Source organism: Streptomyces sp. NPDC057474 (assembly GCF_042802555.1).
Classification (GTDB): Bacteria; Actinomycetota; Actinomycetes; order Streptomycetales; family Streptomycetaceae; genus Streptomyces.
Window position 1 is genome coordinate 78,066 of record NZ_JBHVDX010000007.1, and the last position, 26,181, is coordinate 104,246.

General features: G+C 67.8%; 19 protein-coding genes and 3 pseudogenes. 8 read left to right on the plus strand and 14 right to left on the minus strand.

The features are described from left to right. Positions 1 to 13 precede the first annotated feature (13 nt). The 8 genes and pseudogenes from ACFU53_RS03410 to ACFU53_RS03445 all read right to left on the minus strand — a co-directional run bounded on the left by ACFU53_RS03410 (position 14) and on the right by ACFU53_RS03445 (position 10,134). Positions 14 to 1,276, minus strand: coding sequence for an anthranilate synthase component I family protein (locus ACFU53_RS03410; protein WP_383985585.1), 1,263 nt, complete (start codon positions 1,274 to 1,276; stop codon positions 14 to 16). Then, positions 1,273 to 1,818, minus strand: a complete 546-nt coding sequence (locus ACFU53_RS03415; RefSeq protein WP_383985587.1) for an anthranilate synthase component II — start codon at positions 1,816 to 1,818, stop codon at positions 1,273 to 1,275. Before ACFU53_RS03415 ends, ACFU53_RS03410 begins: the two co-directional genes overlap by 4 nt. A 44-nt stretch (positions 1,819 to 1,862) precedes the next feature. After that, positions 1,863 to 4,142 carry an FdhF/YdeP family oxidoreductase gene (locus ACFU53_RS03420; RefSeq protein ID WP_383985589.1) on the minus strand — a complete coding sequence of 760 codons (2,280 nt, stop codon included), beginning with the start codon at positions 4,140 to 4,142 and terminating at the stop codon, positions 1,863 to 1,865. Then, positions 4,142 to 5,479 (minus strand): homogentisate 1,2-dioxygenase, encoded by a 1,338-nt coding sequence (hmgA, locus tag ACFU53_RS03425; RefSeq protein WP_383985591.1) that lies wholly within the window; start codon positions 5,477 to 5,479, stop codon positions 4,142 to 4,144. The genes ACFU53_RS03420 and hmgA overlap by 1 nt, the downstream gene beginning before the upstream one ends. Then, the gene (fahA, locus tag ACFU53_RS03430) at positions 5,476 to 6,699 is read right to left on the minus strand and encodes a fumarylacetoacetase (protein ID WP_383985593.1); all 1,224 of its coding nucleotides are present in this window, start codon (positions 6,697 to 6,699) and stop codon (positions 5,476 to 5,478) included. Before fahA ends, hmgA begins: the two co-directional genes overlap by 4 nt. Further along, complete coding sequence (locus tag ACFU53_RS03435; protein ID WP_383985595.1) at positions 6,696 to 7,469, minus strand: SDR family NAD(P)-dependent oxidoreductase; 774 nt, start codon at positions 7,467 to 7,469, stop codon at positions 6,696 to 6,698. Before ACFU53_RS03435 ends, fahA begins: the two co-directional genes overlap by 4 nt. Positions 7,470 to 8,030: 561 nt before the next feature. Further along, positions 8,031 to 8,892, minus strand: a pseudogene (locus ACFU53_RS03440) (helix-turn-helix transcriptional regulator). A 43-nt stretch (positions 8,893 to 8,935) separates the two neighbouring features. Then, positions 8,936 to 10,134 (minus strand): annotated as a pseudogene (locus tag ACFU53_RS03445) (IS110 family transposase). Between the two features lie 347 nt (positions 10,135 to 10,481). Between ACFU53_RS03445 and ACFU53_RS03450 the strand changes: the two are divergent. Further along, a pseudogene (locus ACFU53_RS03450) lies at positions 10,482 to 11,450 on the plus strand (aldo/keto reductase). A gap of 92 nt (positions 11,451 to 11,542) precedes the next feature. Here the strand turns inward: ACFU53_RS03450 and ACFU53_RS03455 are convergent. From ACFU53_RS03455 to ACFU53_RS03480, 6 genes are all read right to left on the minus strand, one after another. Next, a complete protein-coding gene (locus ACFU53_RS03455) occupies positions 11,543 to 11,863 on the minus strand; it encodes a DMT family transporter (protein WP_383985597.1) in 321 nt (106 codons plus the stop codon). Further along, the gene (locus tag ACFU53_RS03460) at positions 11,860 to 12,210 is read right to left on the minus strand and encodes a DMT family transporter (RefSeq protein ID WP_383985598.1); all 351 of its coding nucleotides are present in this window, start codon (positions 12,208 to 12,210) and stop codon (positions 11,860 to 11,862) included. Before ACFU53_RS03460 ends, ACFU53_RS03455 begins: the two co-directional genes overlap by 4 nt. Beyond that, complete coding sequence (locus tag ACFU53_RS03465; RefSeq protein ID WP_383985600.1) at positions 12,207 to 12,755, minus strand: TetR/AcrR family transcriptional regulator; 549 nt, start codon at positions 12,753 to 12,755, stop codon at positions 12,207 to 12,209. Before ACFU53_RS03465 ends, ACFU53_RS03460 begins: the two co-directional genes overlap by 4 nt. Positions 12,756 to 12,979: 224 nt before the next feature. Further along, positions 12,980 to 13,204, minus strand: a complete 225-nt coding sequence (locus tag ACFU53_RS03470) for a hypothetical protein (protein ID WP_383985602.1) — start codon at positions 13,202 to 13,204, stop codon at positions 12,980 to 12,982. 262 nt (positions 13,205 to 13,466) lie between these two features. After that, on the minus strand, positions 13,467 to 16,364 hold the full coding sequence (locus ACFU53_RS03475) for an RICIN domain-containing protein (RefSeq protein WP_383985604.1): 2,898 nt from the start codon (positions 16,362 to 16,364) through the stop codon (positions 13,467 to 13,469). A gap of 217 nt (positions 16,365 to 16,581) precedes the next feature. Next, a complete protein-coding gene (locus ACFU53_RS03480; RefSeq protein WP_383985605.1) occupies positions 16,582 to 18,885 on the minus strand; it encodes an alpha-L-fucosidase in 2,304 nt (767 codons plus the stop codon). Positions 18,886 to 19,486: 601 nt separating this feature from the next. On the opposite strand from ACFU53_RS03480, the gene ACFU53_RS03485 reads away from it, so the two are divergent. The 7 genes from ACFU53_RS03485 (at position 19,487) to ACFU53_RS03515 (ending at position 26,139) form a co-directional block, all read left to right on the plus strand. Next, positions 19,487 to 20,926 carry an RICIN domain-containing protein gene (locus ACFU53_RS03485; RefSeq protein ID WP_383985607.1) on the plus strand — a complete coding sequence of 480 codons (1,440 nt, stop codon included), beginning with the start codon at positions 19,487 to 19,489 and terminating at the stop codon, positions 20,924 to 20,926. 512 nt (positions 20,927 to 21,438) lie between these two features. Next, entirely contained in the window at positions 21,439 to 21,741 is a 303-nt protein-coding gene (locus ACFU53_RS03490) for a CocE/NonD family hydrolase (protein WP_383985609.1), read from the plus strand. A 349-nt stretch (positions 21,742 to 22,090) separates the two neighbouring features. Then, entirely contained in the window at positions 22,091 to 22,711 is a 621-nt protein-coding gene (locus ACFU53_RS03495; RefSeq protein WP_383985611.1) for a DsbA family protein, read from the plus strand. A gap of 51 nt (positions 22,712 to 22,762) precedes the next feature. Next, positions 22,763 to 23,569 (plus strand): MBL fold metallo-hydrolase, encoded by an 807-nt coding sequence (locus ACFU53_RS03500; RefSeq protein ID WP_383985613.1) that lies wholly within the window; start codon positions 22,763 to 22,765, stop codon positions 23,567 to 23,569. 107 nt (positions 23,570 to 23,676) lie between these two features. Next, a complete protein-coding gene (locus ACFU53_RS03505) occupies positions 23,677 to 24,480 on the plus strand; it encodes an aquaporin (protein WP_383985615.1) in 804 nt (267 codons plus the stop codon). A 21-nt stretch (positions 24,481 to 24,501) separates the two neighbouring features. Further along, a complete protein-coding gene (locus ACFU53_RS03510; protein WP_383985617.1) occupies positions 24,502 to 24,921 on the plus strand; it encodes a nuclear transport factor 2 family protein in 420 nt (139 codons plus the stop codon). Positions 24,922 to 25,167: 246 nt separating this feature from the next. Beyond that, positions 25,168 to 26,139 carry an SMP-30/gluconolactonase/LRE family protein gene (locus tag ACFU53_RS03515; protein WP_383985619.1) on the plus strand — a complete coding sequence of 324 codons (972 nt, stop codon included), beginning with the start codon at positions 25,168 to 25,170 and terminating at the stop codon, positions 26,137 to 26,139. Positions 26,140 to 26,181 lie beyond the last annotated feature (42 nt).

Genomic DNA, 26,181 nt, shown 5'->3' on the forward strand with positions numbered 1-26,181 from the left:
TCGGCCCGCCCAGCTACACCGGGCGGGCCGAAACAGCAGCGGGAGCGAACACTTCCGAGAGCCGCGAGGCCTTCCACTCCGATTCGGCGAACTCCTCGGCCATGTCGGAATGCACGGTGATTCCGCCGCCGGTCCCGAGCAGATAGCGGCCGTCGCCGGCAGTGAGCAGCGAGCGGATGGTCACGCCGAGGTCGGCGCGCCCGTCCGCGGTCAGCCGGCCGAACGCCCCGGCGTACGCGCCACGTGGTGTGGTCTCGACCCGGCGGATGATCTCCATCGTCCGCAACTTCGGCGCGCCGGTCATCGACCCCGCGGGGAACAGCGCGCGCAACGCGGCCACCACCGACACGTCAGGCCGCAACCTGCCCTGAATGGTCGAGACGAGCTGGTGGACCGCCGCGTAGGATTCGACGGACATCAGCGACGGCACCTGGACCGATCCCGGCTCGCACACCATGGCGAGGTCGTTGCGAAGCAGGTCGACGATCATCAGGTTCTCGGCCTGGTATTTGGGCTCGCTCGCGAGCCGTCGACGCAGGTGCTCGTCTTCTTCCAGGGTGTGCCCGCGCGCGGTGGTGCCCTTCATGGGCTTGGTCTCCAGGACACGGTCGGGTGTGATGCGCGCATAACGCTCGGGACTCGAACTGAGCAGCCAGGCACGGGCTCCGGGGACGTCGTGCTGGAGGAAGCCCGCGTACGGCGCCGGGTTGAGCTGTCGGAGCCGCAGGTACGCGCTCACCGGATCCAGGTCGCTGTTCTTCTGCATGCGGTAGGTGAGGTTGACCTCATAGCTGTTGCCCGCGTGCAGGTGTTCCTGGACCGCGTCGAACGCTCGGACGTAGTCGGCGGGCGGTGGCGTGGCCGGCTGAGCGGGCAAGCCGGCGCCAGTTCGTCGAGGATCGGGGAGATGCTCGAACACCTTGACGTGCCTGGCCCTCATCCACACCGCGTCAGGCATGCCGGTCCCGACGTGCGCCGGTAGGTCGGGCCGGCAGGCGTACCCGAAGTATCCGAACCACTGAGCGTCATCCGGTCCCCGATCCAACTCCGACTCCAGCGCCTCGAATACGTCGGTACCGACGTGTTCGGCGCGGCCTCCGACGTGCCGGGTCACCTGTCGACGATGGGCTTCGTACGTGAGGGACACGTCGGTCTCGTCGAGCCAGCCGATGAACGACCTGCGGCCGGACCACTCCTCGGCGCCACCTCCGTCAAGCCAGAAGCAGCGCCGGTGCGCCGCCGCCACCGACTGGAAATACGCGACGGGGTCGGTCATCGCGTCCCCAGGAAGTTGCCGAGCAGTCTCGAACCGTGCTCGGAGAGGATCGACTCGGGGTGGAACTGCACGCCTTCCAGGGGCAGACGCCTGTGCCGGACAGCCATGACCACGCCGCCGGACGTCGCGGACACCTCAAGGCAGTCGGGCAAGGACGTCACCGCGAGGGAGTGGTACCGCACGGCGCGGAAGCGGGGCGGAACGCCCACAAAGAGTCCTCGTCCGTCGTGGTCGACGGTCGCCACCTCGCCGTGCGCCGGTATGTGCCGGTCCACTGTGCCGCCGTAGGCCGCCACCAGGCCTTGCATTCCCAGACACACGCCGAGCACGGGGACCGACCCGGCCAGCAACACCTCCCGGCCGACGGCGAAGTCGGCTCGGACGTCCGGATGGCCGGGACCGGGAGACAGGACGACATGAGAGTGGCCGAGCACGTCAGAAGCCGAGACCGCGTCGTGCTGCACCACTCGGGGCAGCGATCCGGTGACCGAAGCGACGAGATGGACCAGGTTCCACGTGTAGGAGTCATGGTGATCGACCACGACCACGTCTGAACCAGTTGCACGGGAGGCCCCGGCGCTGAACGTCATCGCGCAGCCCGGCGTGGTCTCTCCAACGACACCAGCACCGACTTCGACGTCGGCGTATTGCTGCCCTTGGCCGTTGAGCCGAGCGGCACCAGGGGATTCGTCTCGGGGTAGTAGGCGGCGGCCGTACGCCGTGGCGTCGCGTACTCGACGACCCTGAACCCCTTCGCCTCGCGTCGGCGGCCGTCGGTCCAGTGCGCGACCAGGTCGACAGTGTCACCGGCCGCGAACCCGAGCTCGGCGATGTCCTGCCGGTTGAGGAAGACCACGCGGCGTCCGGCCCTGATGCCGCGGTACCGGTCGTCCAGACCGTAGATGGTGGTGTTGAACTGGTCGTGGCTGCGCAGGGTCTGGAGGATCAGTTGCCCGACCGGCACGTCCAGCGTTTTGAGGTCGGATACCGCGAACTCGGCGTAACCACTGCGCGTTTCGAAGCTTCGGGAGTCTCGCGGCGGGTGCGGCAGCACAAACCCGCCGGGGTGCGTCACCCGCTCCTCGAAGTCCTCGAAGCCGGGAACGACCCGCTCGATGTGGCCACGGATCCTGCTGTAGTCGTCATGTAGTGCCTGCCAGTCGATGCCGGCGCGCTCTCCCAGCGTGGCCTGCGCCAGGTCGCACACGATGGCGGTTTCCGACCGCAGGGAATCGGAGGCGGGACGCAACCGGCCTCGCGATGCGTGCACTACGGACATGGAGTCCTCGACAGTCACGAACTGCGGGCCGCCGGCCTGTTCGTCGATCTCGGTACGCCCCAGCGTCGGCAGGATCAGGGCGGTTTCCCCGCACACCAGATGAGACCGGTTCAGCTTCGTCGAGACCTGCACGGTCAGAGCAGTGCGGCGCAACGCCTCGGAGGTCAGTACGGTGTCCGGCGCCGCCTGGACGAAGTTGCCGCCCAGTGCGACGAACACCCGTACCCGGTCCTCCAGCATGGCCTCGATCGTCTCCACGACATCGAATCCATGCTCGTACGGCGGTGCAAAGCCGAACTCCGATCCCAGCGCGTCCAGGAAGGCGGCGGGCGGCTTTTCCCAGATTCCCATGGTCCGGTCGCCCTGGACGTTCGAGTGACCGCGGACCGGGCACAGTCCGGCGCCCGGCTTGCCGATGTCGCCGCGCGCCAGCGCCAGGTTGACGACCTCGCGAATCGTTTCCACCGAGTTGTGGTGCTGGGTCAGTCCCATGGCCCAGCACCAGACCGTTGCCTCGGAGTCAGCGATCATGTGCGCCGCCTGCTCGATCTGCTGCCGGGACAGACCGGTGGCCTGGTCCACGACCTCCCAGTCCACCTCACCGACGTGTGCCGCCCACTCGTCGAATCCCCGGGTGTGCTCGTCGACGAACGGCTTGTCGATCGCGTTCCATTGCACCAACAGGTGCCCGATGGCCTGGAAAAGCGCGAGGTCGCCGTTGATACGGATCGGCAGATGCAGGTCGGCCAGGTCGGTCCCGCGTCCCACTGTGCCGCGGGCCCGCTGCGGGTTACGGAAGTTGGTCGCGCCGGCTTCTTTCAGCGGATTGATCGAGATGATCCTGGCTCCGCGACGCTTGGCGATCTCCAGCGCGGACAGCATGCGAGGGTGGTTCGTCCCCGGATTCTGCCCGATGAGGAGGATGAGCTTCGCCTCGTAGATGTCGAGCAGGGAGACGCTTCCCTTACCGATGCCAATCGCGTCGATGAGGGCGACACCGCTGGATTCGTGGCACATGTTCGAGCAGTCGGGCAGGTTGTTGGTGCCATAGGTCCGTGCGAAGAGCTGGTAGACAAACGCGGCCTCGTTCGAAGCCCGACCAGACGTGTAGAACGCCGCCTCATCCGGCGCCTTCAGCTCCTTGAGGTGCTTGCCCACCAAGGCGAACGCGTCGTGCCAGCTGATGGGCTCGTAGTGAGTTCCCCCGGGAAGCCTGACCATCGGCTCGGTCAGCCGGCCCTGCTTGCCGAGCCAGAACTCCGACTGTCCGTCAAGCCACTCGATGCTGTGCCGTGCGAAGAACTCCCGTCCTACACGCGCGGTCGTGGCCTCTTCCGCGACGGCTTTCGCGCCGTTCTCGCAGAACTCGGCGGAGTGCCGGTGTTCGGGATCCGGGTCGGGCCAGGCACATGACATGCAGTCGAAGCCGTCGGCCTGGTTCACCCGGCTCAGTGTCCGGGCGGTCCGGCTCACACCCATCTCCGAGACGGCGTGCTTCATGGCCACCGCCACGCCCTTCACGCCGACGGCGTGCCGCGCGGGCGGGGACACGCGAAGCTCGGGTTCGGGGCCGTCGGCGCGTCGCATCAGCCGGCGAAGTTCTTCGTGATGCCCTGCCAGACTCCGTCATAGTCCGGCTGCAGATGCGGGGCCTCGGCAGCGGCCGATGTCAGGCGCAGTGGCAGCCGGGTCTCGAACATGAAGGCCAGGGTGTTGTCGACCTTCTGCGGTACGAGCTCGCGGGTGCTCGCCTGCTGATAGGTGGTGGCATCCGGGCCGTGGGAGGTGAACGAGTTGTGCAGGCTCGCTCCGCCAGGCACGAAACCTTCCGCCTTCGCGTCGTACACGCCGTGTACCAGTCCCATGAACTCGGTCATGATGTTGCGGTGGTACCACGGCGGGCGGAACGTGTTCTCACCCACGAGCCAGCGCGGCGGGAAGATCACGAAGTCGGCGTTGGCCGTGCCGGGGATCTCGCTCGGTGAGGTCAGCACGGTGTAGATCGACGGGTCCGGGTGGTCGAAGCTGATGGTACCGATGACCATGAAGCGGGACAGGTCGTACTTGTACGGGGTGTAGTTGCCGTGCCAGGCCACAACGTCCAGCGGTGAGTGGCCGTACTCGGCCGACCACAGCGCGCCGCCGTACTTCTGGACCACCTCGACGGCGCCGTCCGTGTCCTCGTAGGCCGCTACGGGGGCGAGGAAGTCACGGTGGTTCGCCAGTCCGTTGGCACCGATCGGGCCGAGTTCGGGCAGTGTCAGCATCGCGCCGTAGTTCTCCATGACATAGCCGCGCGCCGAGCCGTCCGGCAGGACCACCCGCCACCGGATGCCCCTCGGGACGACGGCGATCTCACCGGGAACCACTTCGAGGACGCCCATCTCGGTGTGCAATCGAAGTGAGCCGGCTTCCGGTACCAGCAGCATCTCTCCGTCGGCGTTGACGAAGTACCGCTCCGTCATCGATTTCGTGGCCGCGTACTGGTGGATCGCGACGCCGGTCTGGTTCTCGATGTCACCGTTGGCCGCGATCGTGAACAGGCCCTCGACGAAGTCGGTGGGGCCGGCCGGCAGCGGCAGCGGGTCCCAGCGCAGTCGGTTGGGGTTCAGCGGCCGATCATGGACCGGGGCACCCCGGAGGGCGCCGGATCCGATCGGGGTGAACCTGGCGTGTGCCGCCGACGGCCGTAGCCGGTACACCCAGCTGCGCCGGTTCGTGGCGCGGGGGGCGGTGAACGCGGTGCCGCTGATCTGTTCGGCGTACAGGCCCAGCGGTGCCTTCTGGGGCGAGTTGCGCCCGTGCGGAAGTGTGCCCGTGACGGCCTCGGTGACATGGTGGTTGCCGAAGCCCGCCAGGTAGCGGAAACCGCTGCTGCCGTGCGAACCGGCGGCCTCCGACGGCCTCTCCTGGATCTCGGTCATGCCGACTCCTGTTCTGCTGGTAGTGACGGGGCGAAACCGGGATCGGTATCCGTGCTCCTCGCCGGCAGGATGTGGCCGCTGACCTGGCCGAAGTCCACACGGCCGCCGTCCGGGGCGAGGGCGGTCGCCGAGACGGTCACGACGTCGCCGTCCTCTAGGTAGCCCCGCTCGTCCCCGCCAGGAAGCCGGATCGGCTGCTGCCCGTTCCACGTCAGCTCCATGAAGCTGCCGTACCCGGCCTTGTCCCAGGAGGAGATCGTCCCGGTCCCGTAGAGGTCGCCTGTGCGCAGCGACGCGCCGTTCGAGGTCATGTGTGCCAACTGCTGGGCAGGGGTCCAGTACATCGAGGCGAAGCCGGGCGCGGATATGAGGTGCCCGTTGAGCCGTAGCTCCAGTCCGATGTCGTAGGAGAACGGAGCCGTCCCCGTCAGATGCGGTTGCGGTGGCGGGTCCTGCGGTACGGGGGTGACCTCCGCGCCAGTGAGCGCGTCCAGCGGGATCACCCACGGACTGATCGTCGTGGCGAAGGACTTGCCGAGGAACGGTCCGAGCGGCACGTACTCCCACGCCTGGATGTCGCGGGCGCTCCAGTCGAGCAGGAGCACCGCGCCGAAGACGTGCTGCTTGAACTCGTCGACCCCGACCGTTGCCCCCAGCGGCGAACCCGCACCGACGATGAAGCCGAGTTCGACTTCGATGTCCAGCTTGCTACTCGGGGTGTAGTGCACCGCACCGGAATCCGGGGCCTTGCTCTGGCCCCAGGGGCGGCGGATCGGTGTCCCCGACACCACGACGGTGCCGGCGCGGCCGTGGTAACCGACCGGCAGGTGCCGCCAGTTCGGCTTGAGCGGTTCTTCGCCCGGTCGCAGGATGCGCCCGGCATTGCTCGCATGTTCCAGTGAGGAGAAGAAGTCGACGAAGTCCGCGACGTCGATCGGCAGGTGCATGCGCACATCGGCGATCGGGATCCGGTGGCGCTCGCGGCGTGCCACGATCTCCGAGTCGGTGCTGTTCAGCAGGGCTTGCAGAGCCGCCCGGGCCGCCAACCACTCCCGGGGCCCGCGCGCGAGGAATGGGTTGAGGGTGGTGTTGTCGAAAACCGGGTCGTCCAGGGCTGCGGCGAGGTCCAGCACGTGATCCCCGACGGCGACGCCCACACGGGGGCGGCCGGCGCCGACCGAGAAGACCCCGAAGGGAAGCGGATACGACGGCGCGGTCACAGGTGCTTCCCGCCGTCCACGAGGAACGTGGTCCCGGTGGAGATCCGGAACGAGGTCACGGCACCGATGATGCTGACGGCGACGTCATCAGGATCGACGACGACCCTGAGCGGTGTGCTCCCGGCCTGGTCGAGGATCGCCTGCCGATCGCGGCCGGGGACGAACCCGGTGTCGACAGCGGCCGGCGCCACGCCGATCACCCGAACCGCGGGCCCCAGGACTCGGGCCAGGGACATCGTGAGGTTGTCGAGGGCGGCCTTCGCGGCACAGTAGGCGACGTTGCTGCCCGTCGCCGTGGTCCCCGAGAGCGAGGACACGTTGACCACGATCGCGTCGCCGGCCTTCTCCAGCAGCGGGGCGAAGGCACGCGTGGCCGCGAAGGGGCCCCGTACATTCACACGCATCAACGCGTCGAACAGCTCGTCGTCGAGCGAGCGGAGATCTGCGTGCGGCACCTTCCTCGTCACCCCGGCCGAGTTGACGAGAACATCGCATCGGCCGTACTCACGATCGACGAGTCGCGCGACGTCCTCCAGTTGGGACGAGTCCTCGATCCGCATCGGCACGCACTGGTGTCCGGAGCCGGGTAGTTGGGCGACCAGGTCCGCCGCGCGGTCCTTGCCGCTGTGGAACCCCACCACCACAGATGCTCCGTGCTCGGCCAGGCGACGAACGGTCGCAGCACCGATCCCGCTGCTCCCCCCGATCACCACGGCGGTCTTGTCGCGCAGTGGCAGCACTCCGAGGCCGCCCGTCCGTACGGCATCCATCTCATCACTCCCGATCAGTCCAGGTTGCCGACCGAAACAGCGTTCTCGATGTCGACACCATTCGGCAGACACACTGCGGGGCTAACCCCGAGTGCGAGCGTTGGCGATGTGACCGGAGCTTAGCTCAGGCTTCGATATTCGGGCAAGGTAGTTCGATTTCAGATCCAACCGATAGGCAGACGTAGCCCGTGCGGGCAGCGGGAGGCCAAGCTATAGGTCTCCACGTCTCACAAGGCCTGCGTCTTCTCGCGCTTCCACTCGTTCAGCACGCTATCTGCCTACCTCACCCATCGGCACGCAGATGACCGATTAACGAACGTCTTCCCTGGGCGTGGAGCCACCTCCACGCCCAGCAGGTGAATATCGCGCACTGTGCGCGGGCACTGTCGTGCTGGTCTGCGCGCTCGCCCCCCGTGGTGGCGTTCAGGCGGCGGTTCGGGGGAAGGTGGTACGCAGGTCAGTTCTTTAGAAGACGGTCCACAGGCCTCGAGCGCCGGCCGGGTCACGGTCGCCACCGAGCCGACCATGCAGCCGGTGCCGGTGCATCGTGAGTCGGCCGCTTCACCGTATGGGAGTGTCCGTTGCCCCCGTGGGGAATTCCACGACGCCGAGTACCTGCAGCAGCTCCAGCCTCTCGCGGGCCTCGGCGTCTCCTGGGGTGAGCACCAGCAGTTGCTGACCCTGGTCGGGAGTGACCAGGGTCTCGCAGTCCATCACCAGGCGACCCACCCTCTGGTGCAGGAAGGTCTTACGGTCGACGCGCCGGACCGCCACCTCGTGTTCGGCCCAGAGTCGGCGGAAGTCAGCGCTCGCAGCCTGCAACCGGTCGACGAGTCGGGCCACCGTGGGATCGCCGCGCCGGCGGCCGGCGGCCGCGCTCAGGTCGGCCACGAGCCGGCGGGCGTAGTACTCCTGTTCCTCGGGCAGGCAGACGGCGCGGGCGGCGGGATCGGTGAACCATCGGTGTACGACGTAGCGCCGGTCGCCGGAGAAGCCGGTGAGGGCGCCCGTCAGCAGGACGGCTGCCCGGTTCTGGGCGAGGACCTCGCCCAGGTCGGACACCACCAGGGCCAGGGTGTCGCCGAGCAGGTCGAGCATACGCATCAGGCCGGCGCGAGCGAGGCCGTCCGCCCCGTCGGCGCGCGGGGGCTGGTGACCGGCCAGGTGGAACAGGTGGTCGCGCTCGTCCTTGGAGAGGCGCAACGCCCGGGCCAGCGCGCCGAGCAGCTGGGTCGAGGGCTGACTGCTGCGGCCCTACTCAAGGCGCACGACGTGATCCACCGACATGCCCGCGAGGCATGGCCACCTCTTCCCGGCGCAGGCCGGTGGTGCGGCGGCGGGGGCCGTCGGCGATGCCGACCTCTGCGGGGCGGATCGCCTCTCGGCGGCGGCGCAGGAAGTCGGCGAGCTGGTCACGTTCCATCGCCCCATGGTCCCTCGCGGGGGGGGTGCCCCTATGGGTTTCGTCAACCTGAAGGGGCGGGTTGGGGTTCGTAGAAGGTGCCGTCGCGGAGCATGGAGAAGAGGACGTCGGCTCGTCGTCTGGCGAGGCAGAGGAGGGCTTGGGCGTGGTGTTTTCCCTGGTTGATCTTCTTGTCGTAGTAGGCCCGCGAGGCGGGGTCGGACAGGGCGGCGAACGCGGACAGGAAGAAGGCCCGTTTGAGCTGTTTGTTGCCGCGTCGGGAGGGCTGTTCACCGCGGATGGAGGAGCCTGAGCTCCTGGTCGCCGGGGCGAGGCCGGCGTAGGAGGCCAGGTGTGCGGCGGTGGGGAAGGTGCTGCCGTCGCCGACGTCGATGAGGATGCGTGCTCCGGTCCTGACTCCGATCCCCGGCATGGATGTCAGGACCTTCGAAAGAGGGTGGTCCTCCAGCAGTTCCTCGATGCGGGTGGCGAGGAGTTTGCGCTGGTCGAGTACGGATTTCAACTGGTCGGCGAGGCTGGGGACGATCAGGGCCGCAGCATCGGTGCCGGGCATGACGACGGTCTGCTCGTCGAGGGCGGTGAAGGTGTCGTCGACCAGGCGCTCGGCCATCCGCGGGGCCTTGGCCCGTATCAGATTGACCAGCCGACGGCGTCCCGCCTTTCTCAACTGGGCGGGGGAGCCGAACTGTTGGAGCATCAGCAGGACCGCCGGGTGCTGGATGCGCGGGCCCAGAACCCGTTCCAGCGACGGATGGATCTGGGTGAGCAGACCCCTCAGCCGGTTGCTGATACGGGTCGCTTCACCAGCGAGATCGTCGTCGAAGCCGACGATCATCTCCAGCTCGGCGACTGTCTCGTCAGCGAGCTCGATGGACCGCAACGTGTGCGGCATGACGCGGGCGGCGTCCGCGATGATGAACGCGTCGCGCGCGTCGGTCTTGGCCTCGCCGGGATAAAGATCGGCGATCCGCCGCATGGTCAGGCCCGGCAGATAGGTTACCTTGCAGCCCGCATCGTGGGCCACGGCCAGCGGCAGGGCCCGATCGAGGCGGGCTGGTCGACGACCACCAGCACGGTGCCGTGCTTGGCCTGCAGCTTGGCGAAGCCCTCGCGCAGCTTCGGCTCGCTGTTGGGCAGTCGCTTGTTGAGCGCCTTCTTCCCGGCCGGGGTCAGCGCGGTGGCGTGGTGCTCGCCCTTGCCGACGTCCAGGCCGAGGAAGGCGCCGATGTCACTGGTGTCGATCACGCGCACTCTCCGGTCGTACCCGTCCCGGCCTCACCTGCGGCACCAGCTGCCGGCATCCACATACGAAGAGCCTCCCAACCTCCCAGGAGGGAGTCGGTGGTCATGCCCCTAATCAGCGGTCTACCAGTGCCTCCGGGCCCGGTGACACCACCCCCCAGATCATGATCGACAGGGGGACAAAGTCATGCCGGTCCCGGAGGCCGGGAACCCCGTTGCGGGGCCGAGGAAGACGGTAATGGGGGAGCCGAGCCCGGGAGCGGCTCTCCCATGATGAACGCTCCGCTCCCGAACATCGTGGCGCGGACGCAGGGTGGGTGACAGATCGACGACGAAGGAGAAACGCGATACAGATACGAACCCTGGGCAGCACCGGCCCGGCCGTCTCCGCGGTGGGCCTGGGTGCGATGAGCATGTCGGCGCCTACGGCGCGGAGAGCATCGCCACTGTGCACGCCGCGCTGGAAGTCGGCGTCACGCTGATCGACACCGCCGACTTCTACGCCATGGGCCACAACGAGCTGCTGCTCGCCGAAGCGCTGCGCGGCCGGGACCGGGACAGCTACCAGTTGAGCGTCAAGTTCGGCATGCTGCGGGGCCGGGTCCGCATTTCGGCGGGCACGACAGCCGTCCCGAGTCGGTGAAGAACTTCCTGGCCTACTCGCTGACCCGGCTGGGCACCGACCACATCGACGTCTACCGTCCCGCCCGGCTGGACCCGGCGGCACCCATCGAGGAAACGGTGGGCGCCGTCAAGGAGATGATCGACGCCCGCTACGTGCGGCACCTCGGCCTCTCCGAGGTCGATGCGGCGACGATCCGCCGGGCGCACGCCGTGCACCCGGTCGCCGATCTGCAGATCGAGTACTCGCTGATCTCCCGCGCGGTGGAGGCGGACATTCTGCCTACGCTGCGGGAGCTCGGCATCGGGCTGACCGCGTACGGCGTCCTCCGCCGCGGCCTCATCTCCGGGCGCTGGACGGCCGGGCAAAGCGCTGACCCTGGCCACAGTCGCAGTCCCCGGTTCGTCAGCGGAAACGTCGAACACAACCTCGCCCTCGTGACGGCTCTGCGCCGGGTCGCCGAGGGGAAGGGGTGCACCGTCGCTCAGCTGGCCATCGCCTGGGTCGCCGCACAGGGCGACGACATCGTGCCACTGGTCGGCGCTCGCACCCGCGAGCGGCTGGGTGAGGCGCTGCCCGCAATGGAGCTGACTCTCACCACGGACGATCTCGCCCAGATCGAGAAGGCGGTGCCGCCGGGCGCGGCGACCGATACCCGTCCGCGTTCATGTCAGGTCTCGGCGTAGGCAACTGAGCCCTGGCTTTCCGACTGGGCTCGCTCCGGCGGCTGACTGCCGGAGCGGGCTCCGCCCAATGGCTGGCACGGAAGACACGACGGCAGCCGGGTCAGTGGGCGGCGCCGAGTTCGATGAGCAGGACCCCGCCGACGATGAGGACAATGCCGAATCCCATCACCTTGGTGAGAGGCTCGTTGAACAGGACCCGAGAGGCGATCGCGGTGAGAGCTACTCCGGAGGCTGCCCAGATACCGTAGGCGACTCCCAGAGCCAGTCCGCCGTCCAGGGCGACAGTCAGGAAGGCGAACGCTGCCACATAGCCGACGGCCACCGCGATGAACCACTTCTTCTTGCCCTGCGCCGCCATCCGCAGTGAAAGCGTCGCGATGACCTCGGAGAGGATCGCTCCGGCCAGGAAGACCCAGATCATGAGGTCGCCTCCTCTTCGTGGGGGTGTGCGGCCTGGGCCCCGAGCTCGACACACAGAACGCCGCCGATGACCAGGACGATGCCCAGGCCCATCGTGACGGTCAGAGGATCCCCGAAAATGATCGTCGCAAGGACGGCGGTGAGGGCGACGCCGGTGGCTCCCCAGATGCCGTAGGCGACGCCGATCCCCAGGCCCTCGCGCAAGACGAAGGTGAGGGCGACGAACGCACCGATGTAGCCGATCGCCACGAGGGCGAACCAAGCCGAGTGGTCGAGGGCCGCACGCAACGAGAGCGTGGCAGTGACTTCAAGCAGGATCGCCGCGAACAGCAGCAGCCATTTCCTCATGAGGTTGTTTCGTCTTTCAGGAGTTCTTCGGTGACCGCCAAGAGCTGTGCCCGATCTTCTACCGGTACGGGAAAGACGCCGGTGGCGGCGGCCGTCCAGTAGCCGTCCGCGAGCAGGCGTGCGGCCGTGAGCCTGGCGCGGTCCGGCCCGGACAGATCGTCCGACAGTGCCAGCCAGGGTTCGAAGCGACGCACCCAGGTCTCGGTGAGCGCGTCGCGATACAGGGCGTCGGAAAAGATCGCGAAGTCCGCGCGGTCGTACTGACCGGTCAGCGCCACCTCGACGTAGGCACGAATCCGCTCACGCGGTCCTGCCGTTTCCACCGTTCGCCCCAAGCGGTCGAGCAGAAGCTTCTCCCACCGGTCGGCGACATGGTCCACGACGGCGAGCATCAGCGCTTCTTTGGTCGGAAAGTGGTACATCAGCCCAGGCTTCGTCAGCCCGACCTGCTTGGCGGCGGCGTCCAGGGTGATCGTCCCGCCCCCTTGGACACGGAGCAGTTCGAGTGAACCATCCAGAATCCGCTGTCTCGCGTTTGATGCCATGACCTTACTTTACCATCCGGAAGGTAAAGTGACTCAGATGGCAAATGGCGGCACCTGAACGTGCCGACGCGCTCACGCTGCGTGAGGGACATGCCCGGCCGTGGCGGGATGCGCGTGCCCCTCAACCCATGCGATGCGCCCACCTTCCGCGTCGTGCAGCACTATGACTGCGACGGAGGCCGCGGTGTTTGCCGACCCGCGACCACCACACCTCAGCTCCACCTCTACGCGGGCGATGTCGCCGAGCTCGCAACGCGCAGATTGCAGACTTCCAGCCGCTGCGCCTCGTCCCAGTCCCAGTCCCACAGGCTGCGCACGCCCGATTCACGCATCCGACTCAGCACGCAGGTCACCGCGCGCGGGGCCGTGTGACGGTCCCCGATGTCGGCTCGGCACTGCAGCCCGAACTCCACGTACTCGCATAGCTCACTGCCTTGCGTCGACGACACGATCGCGCCGAGTGTCGTCGACGCAAGCTCCCGATGCTGCCCACATCAACGACGAAGAGACATCGAAGACGGCACGCAGCGAGCTGTTCATAACTCGTCCTTGCAGCAGTCGTCACCCGCGTCGGTCAGGGTCCCCCTGCGAGTTCGCGGTCGAGGACGTGTTCTGGACGACCGCCGCCCCGCGGATGTGGACGCCTGGCAGGCGCAGGTGGTGTTTCTGCCGCTGGCCTTTACGAAGCACCGGGTGGAAACGACCTCCGAATCAGCTCACAGGGACGATTTGCCAGTCCTGGTTGGAACCGCCGTTGGCCGGCCACTGGATGATCCGGGTGCCGTCCGCCGTGGCGCCGTTCTCCGCGTCGGCGGACATCCCGGACCTGTCGTTGACGAGGCGGTAGTACCCACTGGTCGCGGCCGGGACGAGCTTCCACCACTGGTGGACCTCCGCGGTGTCCGTCCGCTGGTCGAGCGCCTGGCCCTGGGTGGTCGAGCCGCCGGGGCATTCGAGCAGCTTGCCGCTCTTGACGCACACCAGCCGGAAGGATCCGTCGTGGTTCGGCAGGAACCGCCACTGCTGGTTGGTGCCGCCGGTCCACGGCCACATGATGGCCGAGGCCCCGTCGGCGGTCGAAGCGTCCTTGATGTCGAGCACCTTGCCGCTTCTGCGGTTGACCAGGCGGAAGGTGCCGGTGAGCAGACCGACGGTGATGGTCGTCCGGGTGTCGGCGGTGAGTGACACGACCCGGGCGTGGCTGCCGAGGGAGGAGGAGGCGACCGTCGCGGTGGTGGTCACCGAGGTCATGCCGCGGCGGGAGATCAGGGTGATGTTCTGGGTGACGGCCGAGGTGAGGACCACCGTTGCGGTACGGGCCGCGGTGTCCCAGGTCAGGCTCTCGACCAGGACCCGGTTACGGCCCCGCACGCCCTTGATGGTGCCCTTGGAGAGCTGGTCGGGCAGGGCGGGAAGCAGTTCGAGGATGCCGGGTCGGCTGTAGATCAGCGCCTCGGAGATCATGGCGGGCAGAGCGTTGGCCGCGTCGGCGTTGTAGGTCGCCAGGTTGGGGTTGTGGGCGGTCATCAGCGACTTGAAGAGCATGTTGTTGCCGACGATCTTCTTGATGTTGGTGTAGACGCCGGGGCCGTCCTTGAGCCGGGCGCGGGCGAAGGTCCGGTGGATGGCGCCATGGGCGGCCTGTGTCTCGTCGCCGCGCAGGTCCAGGGCCTTGCGGGCGGTCAGGACCAAGTCGGGCTTGTCCTCGGGATTGATCTCGTGCAGCGGCCAGGCGCCGTACATGTGCTGGGCGTGGTTGTTGTTGTAGTGGTCGGTCAGGCTCGGCCATGCCCACTCGGCCAGCGCCCCGTCGCTGTTGACCCGGTAGTCGGGGAGCTTGGCCAGCAGCGCCGTCCAGCGTGCCACGCCCTGTCCGCTGTCCTGCTCGACGCCCAGGGTGTTCGCGGCCTCGATGGCACTCTGGAGAGCGTGCCGGCCGGCGGCGATCTCCCCCGTGGCGTTGATGGAGAGGTACTGGTTGGTGTTGCCGGGCTTGTTCTCCACGGAGAAACACGGCACGAAGACGACCTTGCCGTTTGCGTCGGTGCGGGTGAGGAAGTCCTCGTAGAACAGGGCCAGTTCCATCAGGGCGGGGGCCAGTTTGTTTCGGTAGAAGTCGCTGTCGCCGGTGACCTGGTAGTACTCCAGCAGCGGGTAGAGCAGCCAGTCGGCGCCGCCGATCCACGTCTGCCCGGCGAAACTGCCGCTGAAGTGGAGCATGTGGCCGTGCTCGCCGTCGGTGTGGATGGGCGCGTGGATGCCACGGATGCCGTAGAGGTTCTTGGCGTTGGTGCGCCAGTCGTCGAGTTGTCCGAGGATGAGGTCGAAGTATCCCTGCATGGCGTCGGTGAGGTCGAGGGTGTTGCCGCCGGCGACCTGGAAGTTGACGTTGGCGTCGGTGGTGAAGTCGTCCGCCCAGGCACCGTTCCAGGTGCCGGTCCAGATGCCGGTCAGTCGGGGTGGTAGCACGCCGCTGGAGCTGAGGAGGAAGTAGCGGCCGGAGTCGTAGAGTCTCTCCAGCAGCGCCAGGTCGATGACGGTCTTGTTGTTGTTCTGCCGGGTGATCAGTTCGCTGGTGGACAGTTGGCGGTCGGCGGCGGAGGCGTTCAGGTCCAGGCGGGAGCGGTCGTACATCGCTGAGTGCAGCGCGCTGTGGCGCGACAGCAGGGTGGCGTAGTCCGTGTTCAGCGCGGCCAGTTCGGTGTGCAACGGCTGGGAGTTCCAGCCGGTGGAGGTGTCGTAGCGGCCCAGCTTGGTCAGCAGCAGCACCTTGGTGGCGCGGGCCACGACCAGGGTGGAACCGTCGGCGGTGACCGAGGCGTTCGCGCCGGTGGCGACGACCCGGGTGACGCCTTCGTAGCCATACGCCCCCTGCCCCGAGGGGTAGGTGCCGCGCAGGTTCAGATAGCCGTCACCGCCGTTGACGGTGGCCGTCGTGGCGAAGGTGACGCTGGTCGGGACGCCTTCGAGCGCTGTGACGACGCTCAGGGTGGTGTCGATGGTCCGCCCGCTCGCGGGCAGCAGTTCGTGGACGATGACCTGGTCGGCGCGGGAAGTGAACGCGTGGCGCTTCCAGGTGCCGTACTGGTCGGTCCAGGTGTGGGTGACCTCTCCGCTGCGGAAGTCCGTGATCCGGGCGTAGTCGTTCACCGTGGTCATGCCGGGTGTGCTCAACCGCAGTTCGTAGCCCGGGTGATAGGTCTGCGTCCAGCGCAGGCTCCAGCCGGAGGAGAAGCTGGTCTGTGCCCCGGAGTAGTCACCGGCCAGCGCCTTGTCCCGTACCGACTCCAGGCGGTTCGCGATCACCGGTGGCAGGGTGTCGCGGGTGCCGTTGGGCATGACGAACCGGTGGTGATTGAAAATGACCTTCTCCAGCGTGGGCGCCCCGTAGAGGACGGCTCCGCACTCACCGTTGCCGGTCACGAAACCGTCGGTCCACGAGGACGCGGTCCCTGTGTCGTATATGCCCCGGTCGGGGAGCGTGACCTGGGGCGGCACGGCGGCGGTCGCCTTGCCGGCCAGCACACCGGGCAGCGCGACGGCGCCGGCCGCCAGAGCCGCAGTGGTCAGAAACTGTCTGCGGTCGAGCGGAAGGTCGGAGAGACCCATGGTGGTGGCTCCATTGCGTATCGGGGGGAGAGTGGCTCAGTCAGGGGTGAGGACGGAGGTACCTGGTCACGCAAGTTCCGGTCCGCAACCTCGAAGAGGAAGGGGTGACACAGGGAGCTTGCTCGCCCGAGGAGAGGGGGCCGGTGCCGTTTTGCGGCACGGCACCGGCCCCTCACTGGACGCCGTTCACACGGTGACGGCTTCTGCGGGACGACGACTACAGGGCGATGAGCTGCCATTCCTGGTTGGTGCCACCACTCGATGACCACTGGATGACCTGTGTGCCGTCAGCGGTGGAGGCGTCCTTGACGTCTGCGCACCATCCGTTGCCGACGTTGACGAGCCGGTAGTAGCCGCTGGTCGCGGGAACCAGGTTCCACCACTGGTTACTGGTGCCGGTGTCGGCCCACTGGTCGAGCACCGCGCCCTGGGCCGAACTACCCGGGCTGTCCAGGAGTTTGCCGCTGCGGACGTTGGCCAGCCGGAAGGAGCCGTCGGCGTTCGGCAACAGCTTCCACTGTTGGTTGGTGCCGCCTGTCGAGGGCCACTGGATGATGCCGGCCCCGTCGGCGCTGGAGGCGCCGCTGACGTCCATCACCTTGCCGCTCTTGCGGTTCACCAGCTTGAAGGTGCCCAGGTCCGCGGTGAAGGGCCGGTCATAGAGCTCCAGGTTGCGGATGGAGGCCCAGACCCCGGAGGGCAGTCCGGTGACCGTCACCCGTACGTAGCGGGCCTGGGCACTGAGTACGACGGTCTGCACCTGGCTGGTGCTGGTGGTGTCGGTGCGGTCGACGAGGGTGGTCCAGGTGGTGTTGTCGTTGGAGCCCTCGACGCGGTAGCGGTAGTTGGTGGCGTCCAGCTCCCAGGCGATACGGGCGCCGGTGAGGGACTTGGCCGCTCCCAGGTCCACCTTGAGCCAGTTCCCGGCGCTGCCGTTGTTCGCACACCAGCGGGTGGCGGTTGCGCCGTCGACGGCCTTGGCCGCGGTGTTGCCCTTGGATGTCTCCGTGCTGCTGGCGGTGGCGGTCTTGCCCACGGCGATGTCGGCCGGCTGCACGGTCCGGTCGAGGGTCACACCGACCACGCTGTCCTCGGGGATGCGGGTGCGGTTGATCCCGGTGATCGTCACCTTGCCGTCCGAGCTGACGGTGTACGACAGTTCGGTGCCCGAGGCCACGTCGAAGACCCGGGTGACCTGGGCGTCCCCTACCGAGGGGGTGGTGAACGAGGTGCCGCTGTAGCCGGGCAGCAGGTGGACGTAGAAGGTCTTGTCCTTGGCCGTGAACCCGTACTGGCCGTCGACCGGATTCCACGGGCCGCCGCGGGTGCCGTACACGGCCTCGCCGCAGGTGGTCATGAAAGAACCGATCCTGCGCACCAGGTCGGCCTGGGCGGTGGGCACCACACCCGTGCGGTCCGGACCGACGTTGACCAGGCAGGTAATGTTCCGCACCCAGGCGTTGACCAGGATGTTCATGGCCGTGCCGAAGCCCATCACGCCCGTGCCGGCCTTGTAGCCCCAGGCACCTCCGATGGTGAAGCACTTCTCCGCCACCTTGCCGGTACGGACCGCACCCGACGGAACGGAGGGGCCCTCCTCGCTGACGAAGTCGCCGATCCAGCCGGAGCGCAGGGTGCTGACGGCCTCCGGCTGGTACTTGCGCACCAGGCCGGTCAGACCGAGGGGGCGGCCGGTGGCGGGGTCGGTGTCGCTGTAGACGGAGTCCACCGGCCACGCGTTGGCGGGGTCGCGGAACTTGCCTGGCTCCCAGAAGAACGCGCCGTCCCGGTCGGAGCCCTGCTGGCCCAGCCAGCCGCCGTCCCACCAGATGTCGTCGATCTTGCCGTACTGCGTGACCAGCTCCTTGACCTGCTGGTACACCTCGTTCTTCATGATCCGCGCATTCTCCTTGTGCGCGGGATCGGTGACATACCCCCACTTGTTGGGCAGGCAGTTGGTGCCGGTGACGTCGTAATAGCCCGGGTAGCGCCAGCTCAGCGGCGAGAAGTACAGGCCCACCTTCAGCCCGGCGTCGCGCACGGCGGTCACGTACTGGCCGACGAAGTCGCGCTGCAGCGGTGCCTGCCCGGAGTGCCAGGCGTTGGCATGGGTGGACGGCCACAGCGCGAAGCCATCGTGGTGGCGGGCCGTGAGCACCGTGTACTTCGCGCCCATGTCCTTGGCCAGCTGTGCCCACTCGGCGGGGTTGTAGGCGGTGCCGGTGAACTGCTCGGCGGTGGCGTCGGTGACGTACTTCTTGTAGTTCTCCGGCGTGACGGCGGCGTTCTCCATGTACCACTCGCCCTTGGCCGGCCCGGAGTACACGCCCCAGTGGATGAACATGCCCAGCTTGGCATCCTGCATCCACTGGATCTTCTCGTCGGACTGCTGCTCGACATCCATGTCGATCTTGGGGATCCGCAGGGGCGGGAGCGGCAGCGGCTCACCGGTGGGGGTGGCAGCGTGGGCGGGCATCGCCAGTGTCGGAGTGATAGCGGCGGCGACCGTCATGGCCGCCATGCCGGCAAGCACTCTTCGTCGAGTGATCGGTTCTGACAACTGGATCTCTCCTCTGTGGCCGCGGGACAGAGCGGACCGTGCTGCGGCTCAGCATCCGGGCCGAACAATGGGGGATTCACCCATGGGCAGTGGGTGCAGGGGAACCCTTCGGGGGCGTTCACCCATTAGGTGACATCGGATGTATTAAGGGACACCAACCCCAGACCTGTCCAGAGGGCAGGGGAAATTCCCTAGTCAACGCATGATTTCTAAGGCCCCAAAGCTATCGGTTCTCAATACCTAGGATGTTTCGCAGGCCTGGCCCCAGACCGCCGACGGCCCTGCCGATCGGCGACCTGATCGTTGACGAAGCGCCAGTTCACCTCTAGCGTCCTCCGACAGAAGCGCGCACGATCCAACAGTTCGGACCGCGCAGACACTGTCCGTCGCCTTCTCACCCCCGTCCGCCGGTCATCCGCGCTTGCGCCGCGAGGTGAATCCGCCCCAGTCCGCCCTTGCCGGACGCGACCGCTGGGCCGTGTGCGGCCCCGCGCCACTCAGCAGCAGCCGCACCGGACCTCGTTGTCCGCCCGGCTCTTCACCTGCTTCCGAAGGAAACCTGATGCTCCGACGCGCCATCACCTTGGTGCTAGCCGCAGCCATGAGTGTGTCCGCACTACTCATCGCCGGGTCCACTGCCCAGGCCGCCCAGGTCACTGTCACCAACGCGACGCAGTTCACCGACACCACGGGAGCCGTGGTGCATGCCCACGGTGGTGGGGTGATCAAGTCCGGCTCCTATTACTACTGGTTCGGCGAGAACCGCAATGCCGACAACACCTTCAAGGCCGTCTCCGCCTACCGCTCGACCGACCTGAAGACCTGGGAGTTCAGGAACAACGTCCTGACCCAGGCCAGTGACCCCGAGCTGGCCGTCGCCAACATCGAGCGCCCCAAGGTCATCTTCAACAGCACCACCGGCAAGTACGTCCTGTGGATGCACAAGGAGAACGGCAGCGACTACAACCAGGCCCGCGCCGCCGTCGCCGTCTCCGACACCATCGACGGCGACTACACCTGGCGGGGCAGCTTCCGGCCGCCGAGCGGCACCTCGTCCCGGGACATGACGCTGTTCAAGGACGACGACGGCACGGCTTACCAGATCACCTCCGCGGCCGGCAACGCCGACCTGCAGATCTGGAAGCTCAACGCCGACTACACCGCCTACGACAGCCTGGCCGCCAACCCCTGGGCCGGCACCTTCAGGGAAGCGCCCGCGCTGTTCAAGCGCAACGGCGTCTACTTCATGCTCACCTCCGGCAACAGCGGCTGGAGCCCCAACCAGCAGAGGTACGCCACCGCCACCAGCATCGCCGGGCCCTGGACCGCCATGACCGACATCGGCGACGCCACCGGCTACGGCTCCCAGACCACGTTCGTCCTGCCCGTCCAGGGCACCTCGGGCACCTCATACCTCTACATGGGCGACCGCTGGGGCAACTCGATGGGCGGCACGGTCAACGACTCGCAGTACGTCTGGCTCCCGCTGACCTTCCCCACCAGGACCACCATGAGCATGCCGTGGTTCCCGCAGGTCGCCATCGACACACAGGCCGGAACGGTCACCGGCGTGGGTGGCGGCCCCTACTACAATCTCGTAGCCCGCCACAGCACCAAGTGCCTCGACGTCTCCGACAACTCCGCCGCCGACAACGCCTTCGTTCTGCAGTGGGACTGCAACCGCGGCCTCAACCAGCAGTGGCGGCTGCAGGACGCGGGTGACGGATACGTCCGCGTCCTCGCCCAGCACAGCGGCAAGTGCCTGGACGTCGCGAACAACTCCACCACCGACGGCGCCCTCGTCAACCAGTACCGCTGCGGCACCGGAACCAACCAGCAGTTCCAGTTCCAGGACCAGGGCAACGGCTACTACCGCCTCATGGCCCGGCACAGCGGCAAGTGCCTCGACGTGAAGGACGCGTCCACCGCCAACGGTGCCCGCCTCATCCAGTGGTCCTGCGGCACCGGAACCAACCAGCAGTTCCAGCGGCGCACCGCCTGACACTCCAGCCGAGTGTTCGCTGTCACCGCTGCTCAGAGCTGTGGTTCCACACACATGGCTGACATGTCGTTAAGTTCGGAAGGCTTGTGGTTTCTGATGCGGCGGCGACAGCGGCAGCGGCGGGCGGGCACACGACGGAGGCTCATCCGTCAGATCGGTCGGGCATCGACGCGCACCTCTAGACATCCGATCTATTCTCCAGCCAAGATGACCAAGCTTTGGTAGATGACGATGCGACCGATGCCCACCCTGCGAGAGCGCCTATGAATGTGCCGGGAGAGCTCACCGTGATCAATGAAATCCCAACCGCAGCGACGAAGCATCGGGCGTCCCCGTCCCGGTAGCCACGCCCCACGAGGGATTCTCCTCTTCGGAGAAGCCGTTGTGACGGACGCCCCGCACACCAAGGTCCGAGCCGCATCGAGAAGTACCGGGCGGCACACCACGAGATCCCCGAGGGGCCGACCGCCGCCAGCCGGGCCGCCGGCGGCACCACCGTCCCCGCATACGGCTTGACGACACCTTTAGACGAGAAGGGCCGTTCGGCCAACGTGTGCGACGGCCTGATCAGCCTCACCGGCGCCGACGAGATCTCGCGCGCGACAGTGCGGCTGTGGCCCACCGCGTACCGCTTCGCCCGCGGACATCGCATCCGCGTCCAGGTGTCCAGTGGCGCCTTCCCCCTCTACAACCGAAACCCCGGCACCGGCGAACCCAGAGCGAATGCCACCACCCTCCGCACCGCGGACCAGGAAATCTTCCACGACCCCGCACACCCATCGGCGGTCATCCTGCCGGCGCGGCAACTGGATTGAGATCAACACCGCCCATCGGCGACCCCGCCCGGGTTGCGGTCGGCCACCGGCGCCGCTTACCGCGCGTCAACCGTATGGAGCCGTCGACCTGCGCATTCGGTCCCATCGTGGCGCTACGCCCGAGCAAAGTTTCGGGAGTTCCCATGGAGGCCGAGACCTGAGCCGGTCATCTGGCCCTGGCGCGGTCAAGGCCGCTCCACCTGTGACTTCGGCGCGCCGCACCTGACCCAACGCACGAGAGTTCACATCACCGATGTCTTCCCGTTGAGAAATATCTGATGAGTCAAATATTGTTGTAGTCTCAACAACCCCGCGAAAGGCGGGTTCCCGACCGGGAGGCACGGCCCTCATGAAGCTCATCCACGTCTTCGATGCATACTGCGGCTGGTCGTACGGTTTCGCGCCGACACTGGCCGAACTCGTCCGGCGCCACCCCGGTCTGGACGTGGAAGTGGTTTCCGGCGGTCTGTTCACCGGTTCGCGTCGCGTACCTGTCGGTGAGTTCGGAAACGTCCAAGGTGCCAACGCGAAAATCAGTGAGCTGACCGGCGTCGCCTTCGGGGCCGGTTACGAGAGGCTGATCGCGGACGGCTCGTTCGTGATGGATTCCGAGGCCGCGGCCCGGGGTGTGGCCGCGTTGCGGCAGGCCGCGCCCGACCGCATCGTGGAACTGGCCACCGCGCTCCAGTCAGCGTTCTACGTGGACGGCATGAGCCTCTCCGACCCGGCCACCTACCGCGCGGTCGCCGAAGCGGCCGGCCTGGCCGCGGACGGCGTTGCCGAGGCGTTCGCCGCACCGGCTTCGGCCACCGCAGCAAACGCCGACTTCGAGAGGACGGCCGCGCTGGGCGTAAACAGTTTCCCCACCCTGCTGGCCGTCCAGGGCGACCGCACCGTGGCCGTGGCTGTCGGCCATGCGAGTGTCGACGAGATCGAGCAGCGGATGGCCGCCCTCACCGCCGCCCACTGACACCCCTTCCTCACACCACCCACCACCCCCCTCCATTACGAAAGAAGCACCATGAGCACCCTCGCATTCAAGGTCATCGACCTCGACTTCCCCGTCGGCTCGAAGAACAAGACCGCCACCCTGATCACCGGTGAGGAGCAGGCGTTCCTGATCGACGCCGGATTCACCCGCGCCGACGGCCACCGCCTGGTCGCCGAGATCCTCGACTCCGGCAAGACGCTGACGAAGGTCTTCATCAGCCACGCCGACCCCGACTTCTACTGGGGCGCCGAAGTCGTCGCCGACGCCTTCCCCGAGGCCGAACTCGTCGCCACCCCGCTGGTCATCGAGCACATCGCGGCTGCGTACGAGGGCAAGCTCAAGGCGTGGGAGGGCGTGGGCGCCAACCGCCCCACCCGCCTGGTCGAACTGACCGAGCTGACCGGCGACATCACCTTCGAGGGCCACGTCTTCCAGCTCAAGGGCGGCCACCCCGGTCTGCCCGACCGGCACTACCTGTGGCAGGCCGAGCACCGCGCGGTCGTCGCCGGCGTCCTGCTCTTCGAGAACGAGCACGTATGGGTCGCCGACACCGCCACCCCCGAGTCTCGCGCCGTGTGGATCGAGCTGCTCGACGAGATGACGGCCCTGGCCCCCGCCTTCGCCGTCCCGGGCCACCGGCTGCCCACCGACACCGTCGACGTGAGCCCGATCGCCTACACGCGTGACTACCTCACCGCGTTCGAGGACGAACTCGCCAAGGCCGACAGCGGCGAGTCACTCACCAAGGCACTCGTCGCCCGCTACCCGGAATCCGGGATGCTCATCGCCGCCCAGCTCGGCGCGAAGGTCGCCAAGGGCGAGATGACCTGGGGCTGATCACCCCTCCCCCGGCCGGTGCCGGGGTTTCACCCACAGCCCGGCACCGGCCGCTCATCAGGCCTGCTTCAACATCTCATTGACACTCGCGCCCCAGTGAGAGCCGCATGAACGCTCCTGCCCCCGATGCCCAAACCGCCAGTTCCGCGCCTGCCGTCGCACGCCACTACCCGCTGCTCGAGTTCGCGTTGACGGCTGTGCTGCTGTTCCTGGTGGTGACCGTGGTCCGCTGGCTCATGGCCCCGCCTTCCCCTGTCCGCATCGCTGACGTCCAGACCGCGCTGGCCGCCGTCGGGGGGATCGTGGGTGCGGTGCTGCTCTGCCTGATCTACAGCCCGTGGGGGCGGCGTTCCGGAGCACACATGAACCCGGCGGTCAGCGTCGCCCTGTGGCTCATGGGCGCCTTCCCCCGGCGCTGGGTCCTGCCCTACGTCCTCGCCCAGCTCGCCGGATCGCTGGCCGGGGCAGCACTGGCGGGCCTGGTCTGGGGCCGGACAGCGACCGCCGCGCCGATCCGGTACGCCGCCGTCCAGCCGGCCCCCGACTGGAACGGCCTCTCGGTCTTCCTCGCGGAGTCCGGCTGCCTGGTCGCCGTCACCCTGCTGATCGGCTTCTTCCTCGCCTACCCCGCACGGGCCCGCTGGCTCCCCCTCACCCTCGCCGCGGCCACGGCACTGATCGTCGGCATTCTCGGGCCACGCAGCGGCGGCGCGACCAACCCTGCCCGCCAGCTCGGCCCCGCGCTCCTCTCCGGCGAATCCGGCTACCTGGCCATCTACCTGATCGCCCCCGTCCTCGGCGCCGTCCTCGGAGCAGGCATCCATCAGCTGCTGCAGCGCTACGGCACAGCCAGGCGCGTACCCACCTACCACCTGTGCCCCACCACCACCGCCGACCCCGCCCTGACCTGACCACCCCCGGAAGGCCAACCCATGAGTGAGACAACCGACTTCCACACGTCCGCCGCCCCCGCCGACGTGGTGCGGCGCCAGTACCTGGCCTCCGCCCACCGCGACCTCGAAGCCCTGCGGGCCACTCTGGCCGACGACGTGGAGTGGACCGAGATGGCGGGCTTCCCACTGGCCGGCACCTACCGCACCCCCGACGGTGTCACCTCCGCGGTCATGGAACAGCTCGGCAAGGACTGGGACGACTGGATCGCCCACGACGACACCTACGTCGTCGACGGCGAGAACGTCGTCGTCCTGGCCCGCTACACCGCCACCAACAAGTCCACCAGCAAGGACATCAACGTACGCGTCGCCCACCACTTCGTCGTACGCGGCGGCCGCATCGTCCGCTTCGAACAGTTCGTGGACACCGCCAAGGTCCGCGACGCGATGACCGCCTGACACCCTCGTACTCCCCAGCCGGGGCGGCGATGCGGCTCGCTGCCGATCAGCCGCCCCTCTCGGCTCGGTCGAGTCTCTGCACGAGGACAGGATCCGCATCCGCCGACCACAGGCGTGGAGCCGACGTTGGCGAGCCTGCGACCTCCAGACCGGATGTCGCCCCCATGGGGCGATTTCCGCATCGCACCTGACAGGTGCACCAAAGATTGGCGAGAGATGACCCAGTTAAGGAGCCTTGAGAGCCCCATGCGCAAGATCACCCGGAAGCCCTCGCCCACTGCCAGAGCCCTGCAACTCGGGGCAGTACCGCTGCTGGTGGCCGGCCTGCTCGTCGGCTCGGGTACAGCGGCCACCGCCACCACGCACACCGCGGCAGCCACCGCCCATGCCGGGCAGGACAAGGTCATCACGCTGCCCGGCGCATCCTCGGCCGAGGGCATCGCCGCCGGAGCCGGTTCGACCTTCTACGCCGGTGACCTCCTGGGCGGCGACATCTTCCGCGGCGACATCCGCCGCGGAACGGCCAAGCGCTTCATCGACGCACCCGAAGGCCGGATGGCGGTCGGCCTGAAGGCCGACCTGCGCCGCGGCCTGCTCTTCGTGGCCGGCGGGGCGACCGGCCAGGCGTACATCTACAACCTCTCCACCGGCGCGAGCATCGCCACCCTGCAGCTCAGCGACGGCACCTTCATCAACGACGTCGCCCTCGTCCCCGGCGGCGCCTGGTTCACCGACTCCGGGCAGGCAAAGCTCTACTTCGTCCCCATCAGCAAGCACGGCACACCAGGGGCGGTCCGCACGCTCGACCTCAGCGGCCCGGCCGGCGAGACGACCGGGGACCTCAACGGGATCCAGGCCACACCCGACGGCAAGAACCTGATCCTCGGCCACGTCTCCAGCGGAGAGATCTACACGGTCGACCCGGGCACCGGAGCCACCGCACTCATCAAGGGCGTCCACGCACCCAACGTCGATGGCCTCATACTCGACGGCCGCCGACTGTGGGCCGTACGCAACAACGACAACAAGATCGCCCGCTTCCGGCTCAGCGCCGATCTGAGCAGCGGCAAGCTGGAGAAGGAAATCACCAGCCCGGCCTTCGCCGTCCCCACCACCGCGGCGCTCTTCGGCAACAAGCTCGCCGCCGTGAACGGGCACTTCGACACCGGGTTCCCGCCCACCTCACCCACCTACGAGGTCGTCGTCACCAAGTCCTGATGACCGCATGAAGGCGGGAGCCCGGGCACACGGACGTAGCTC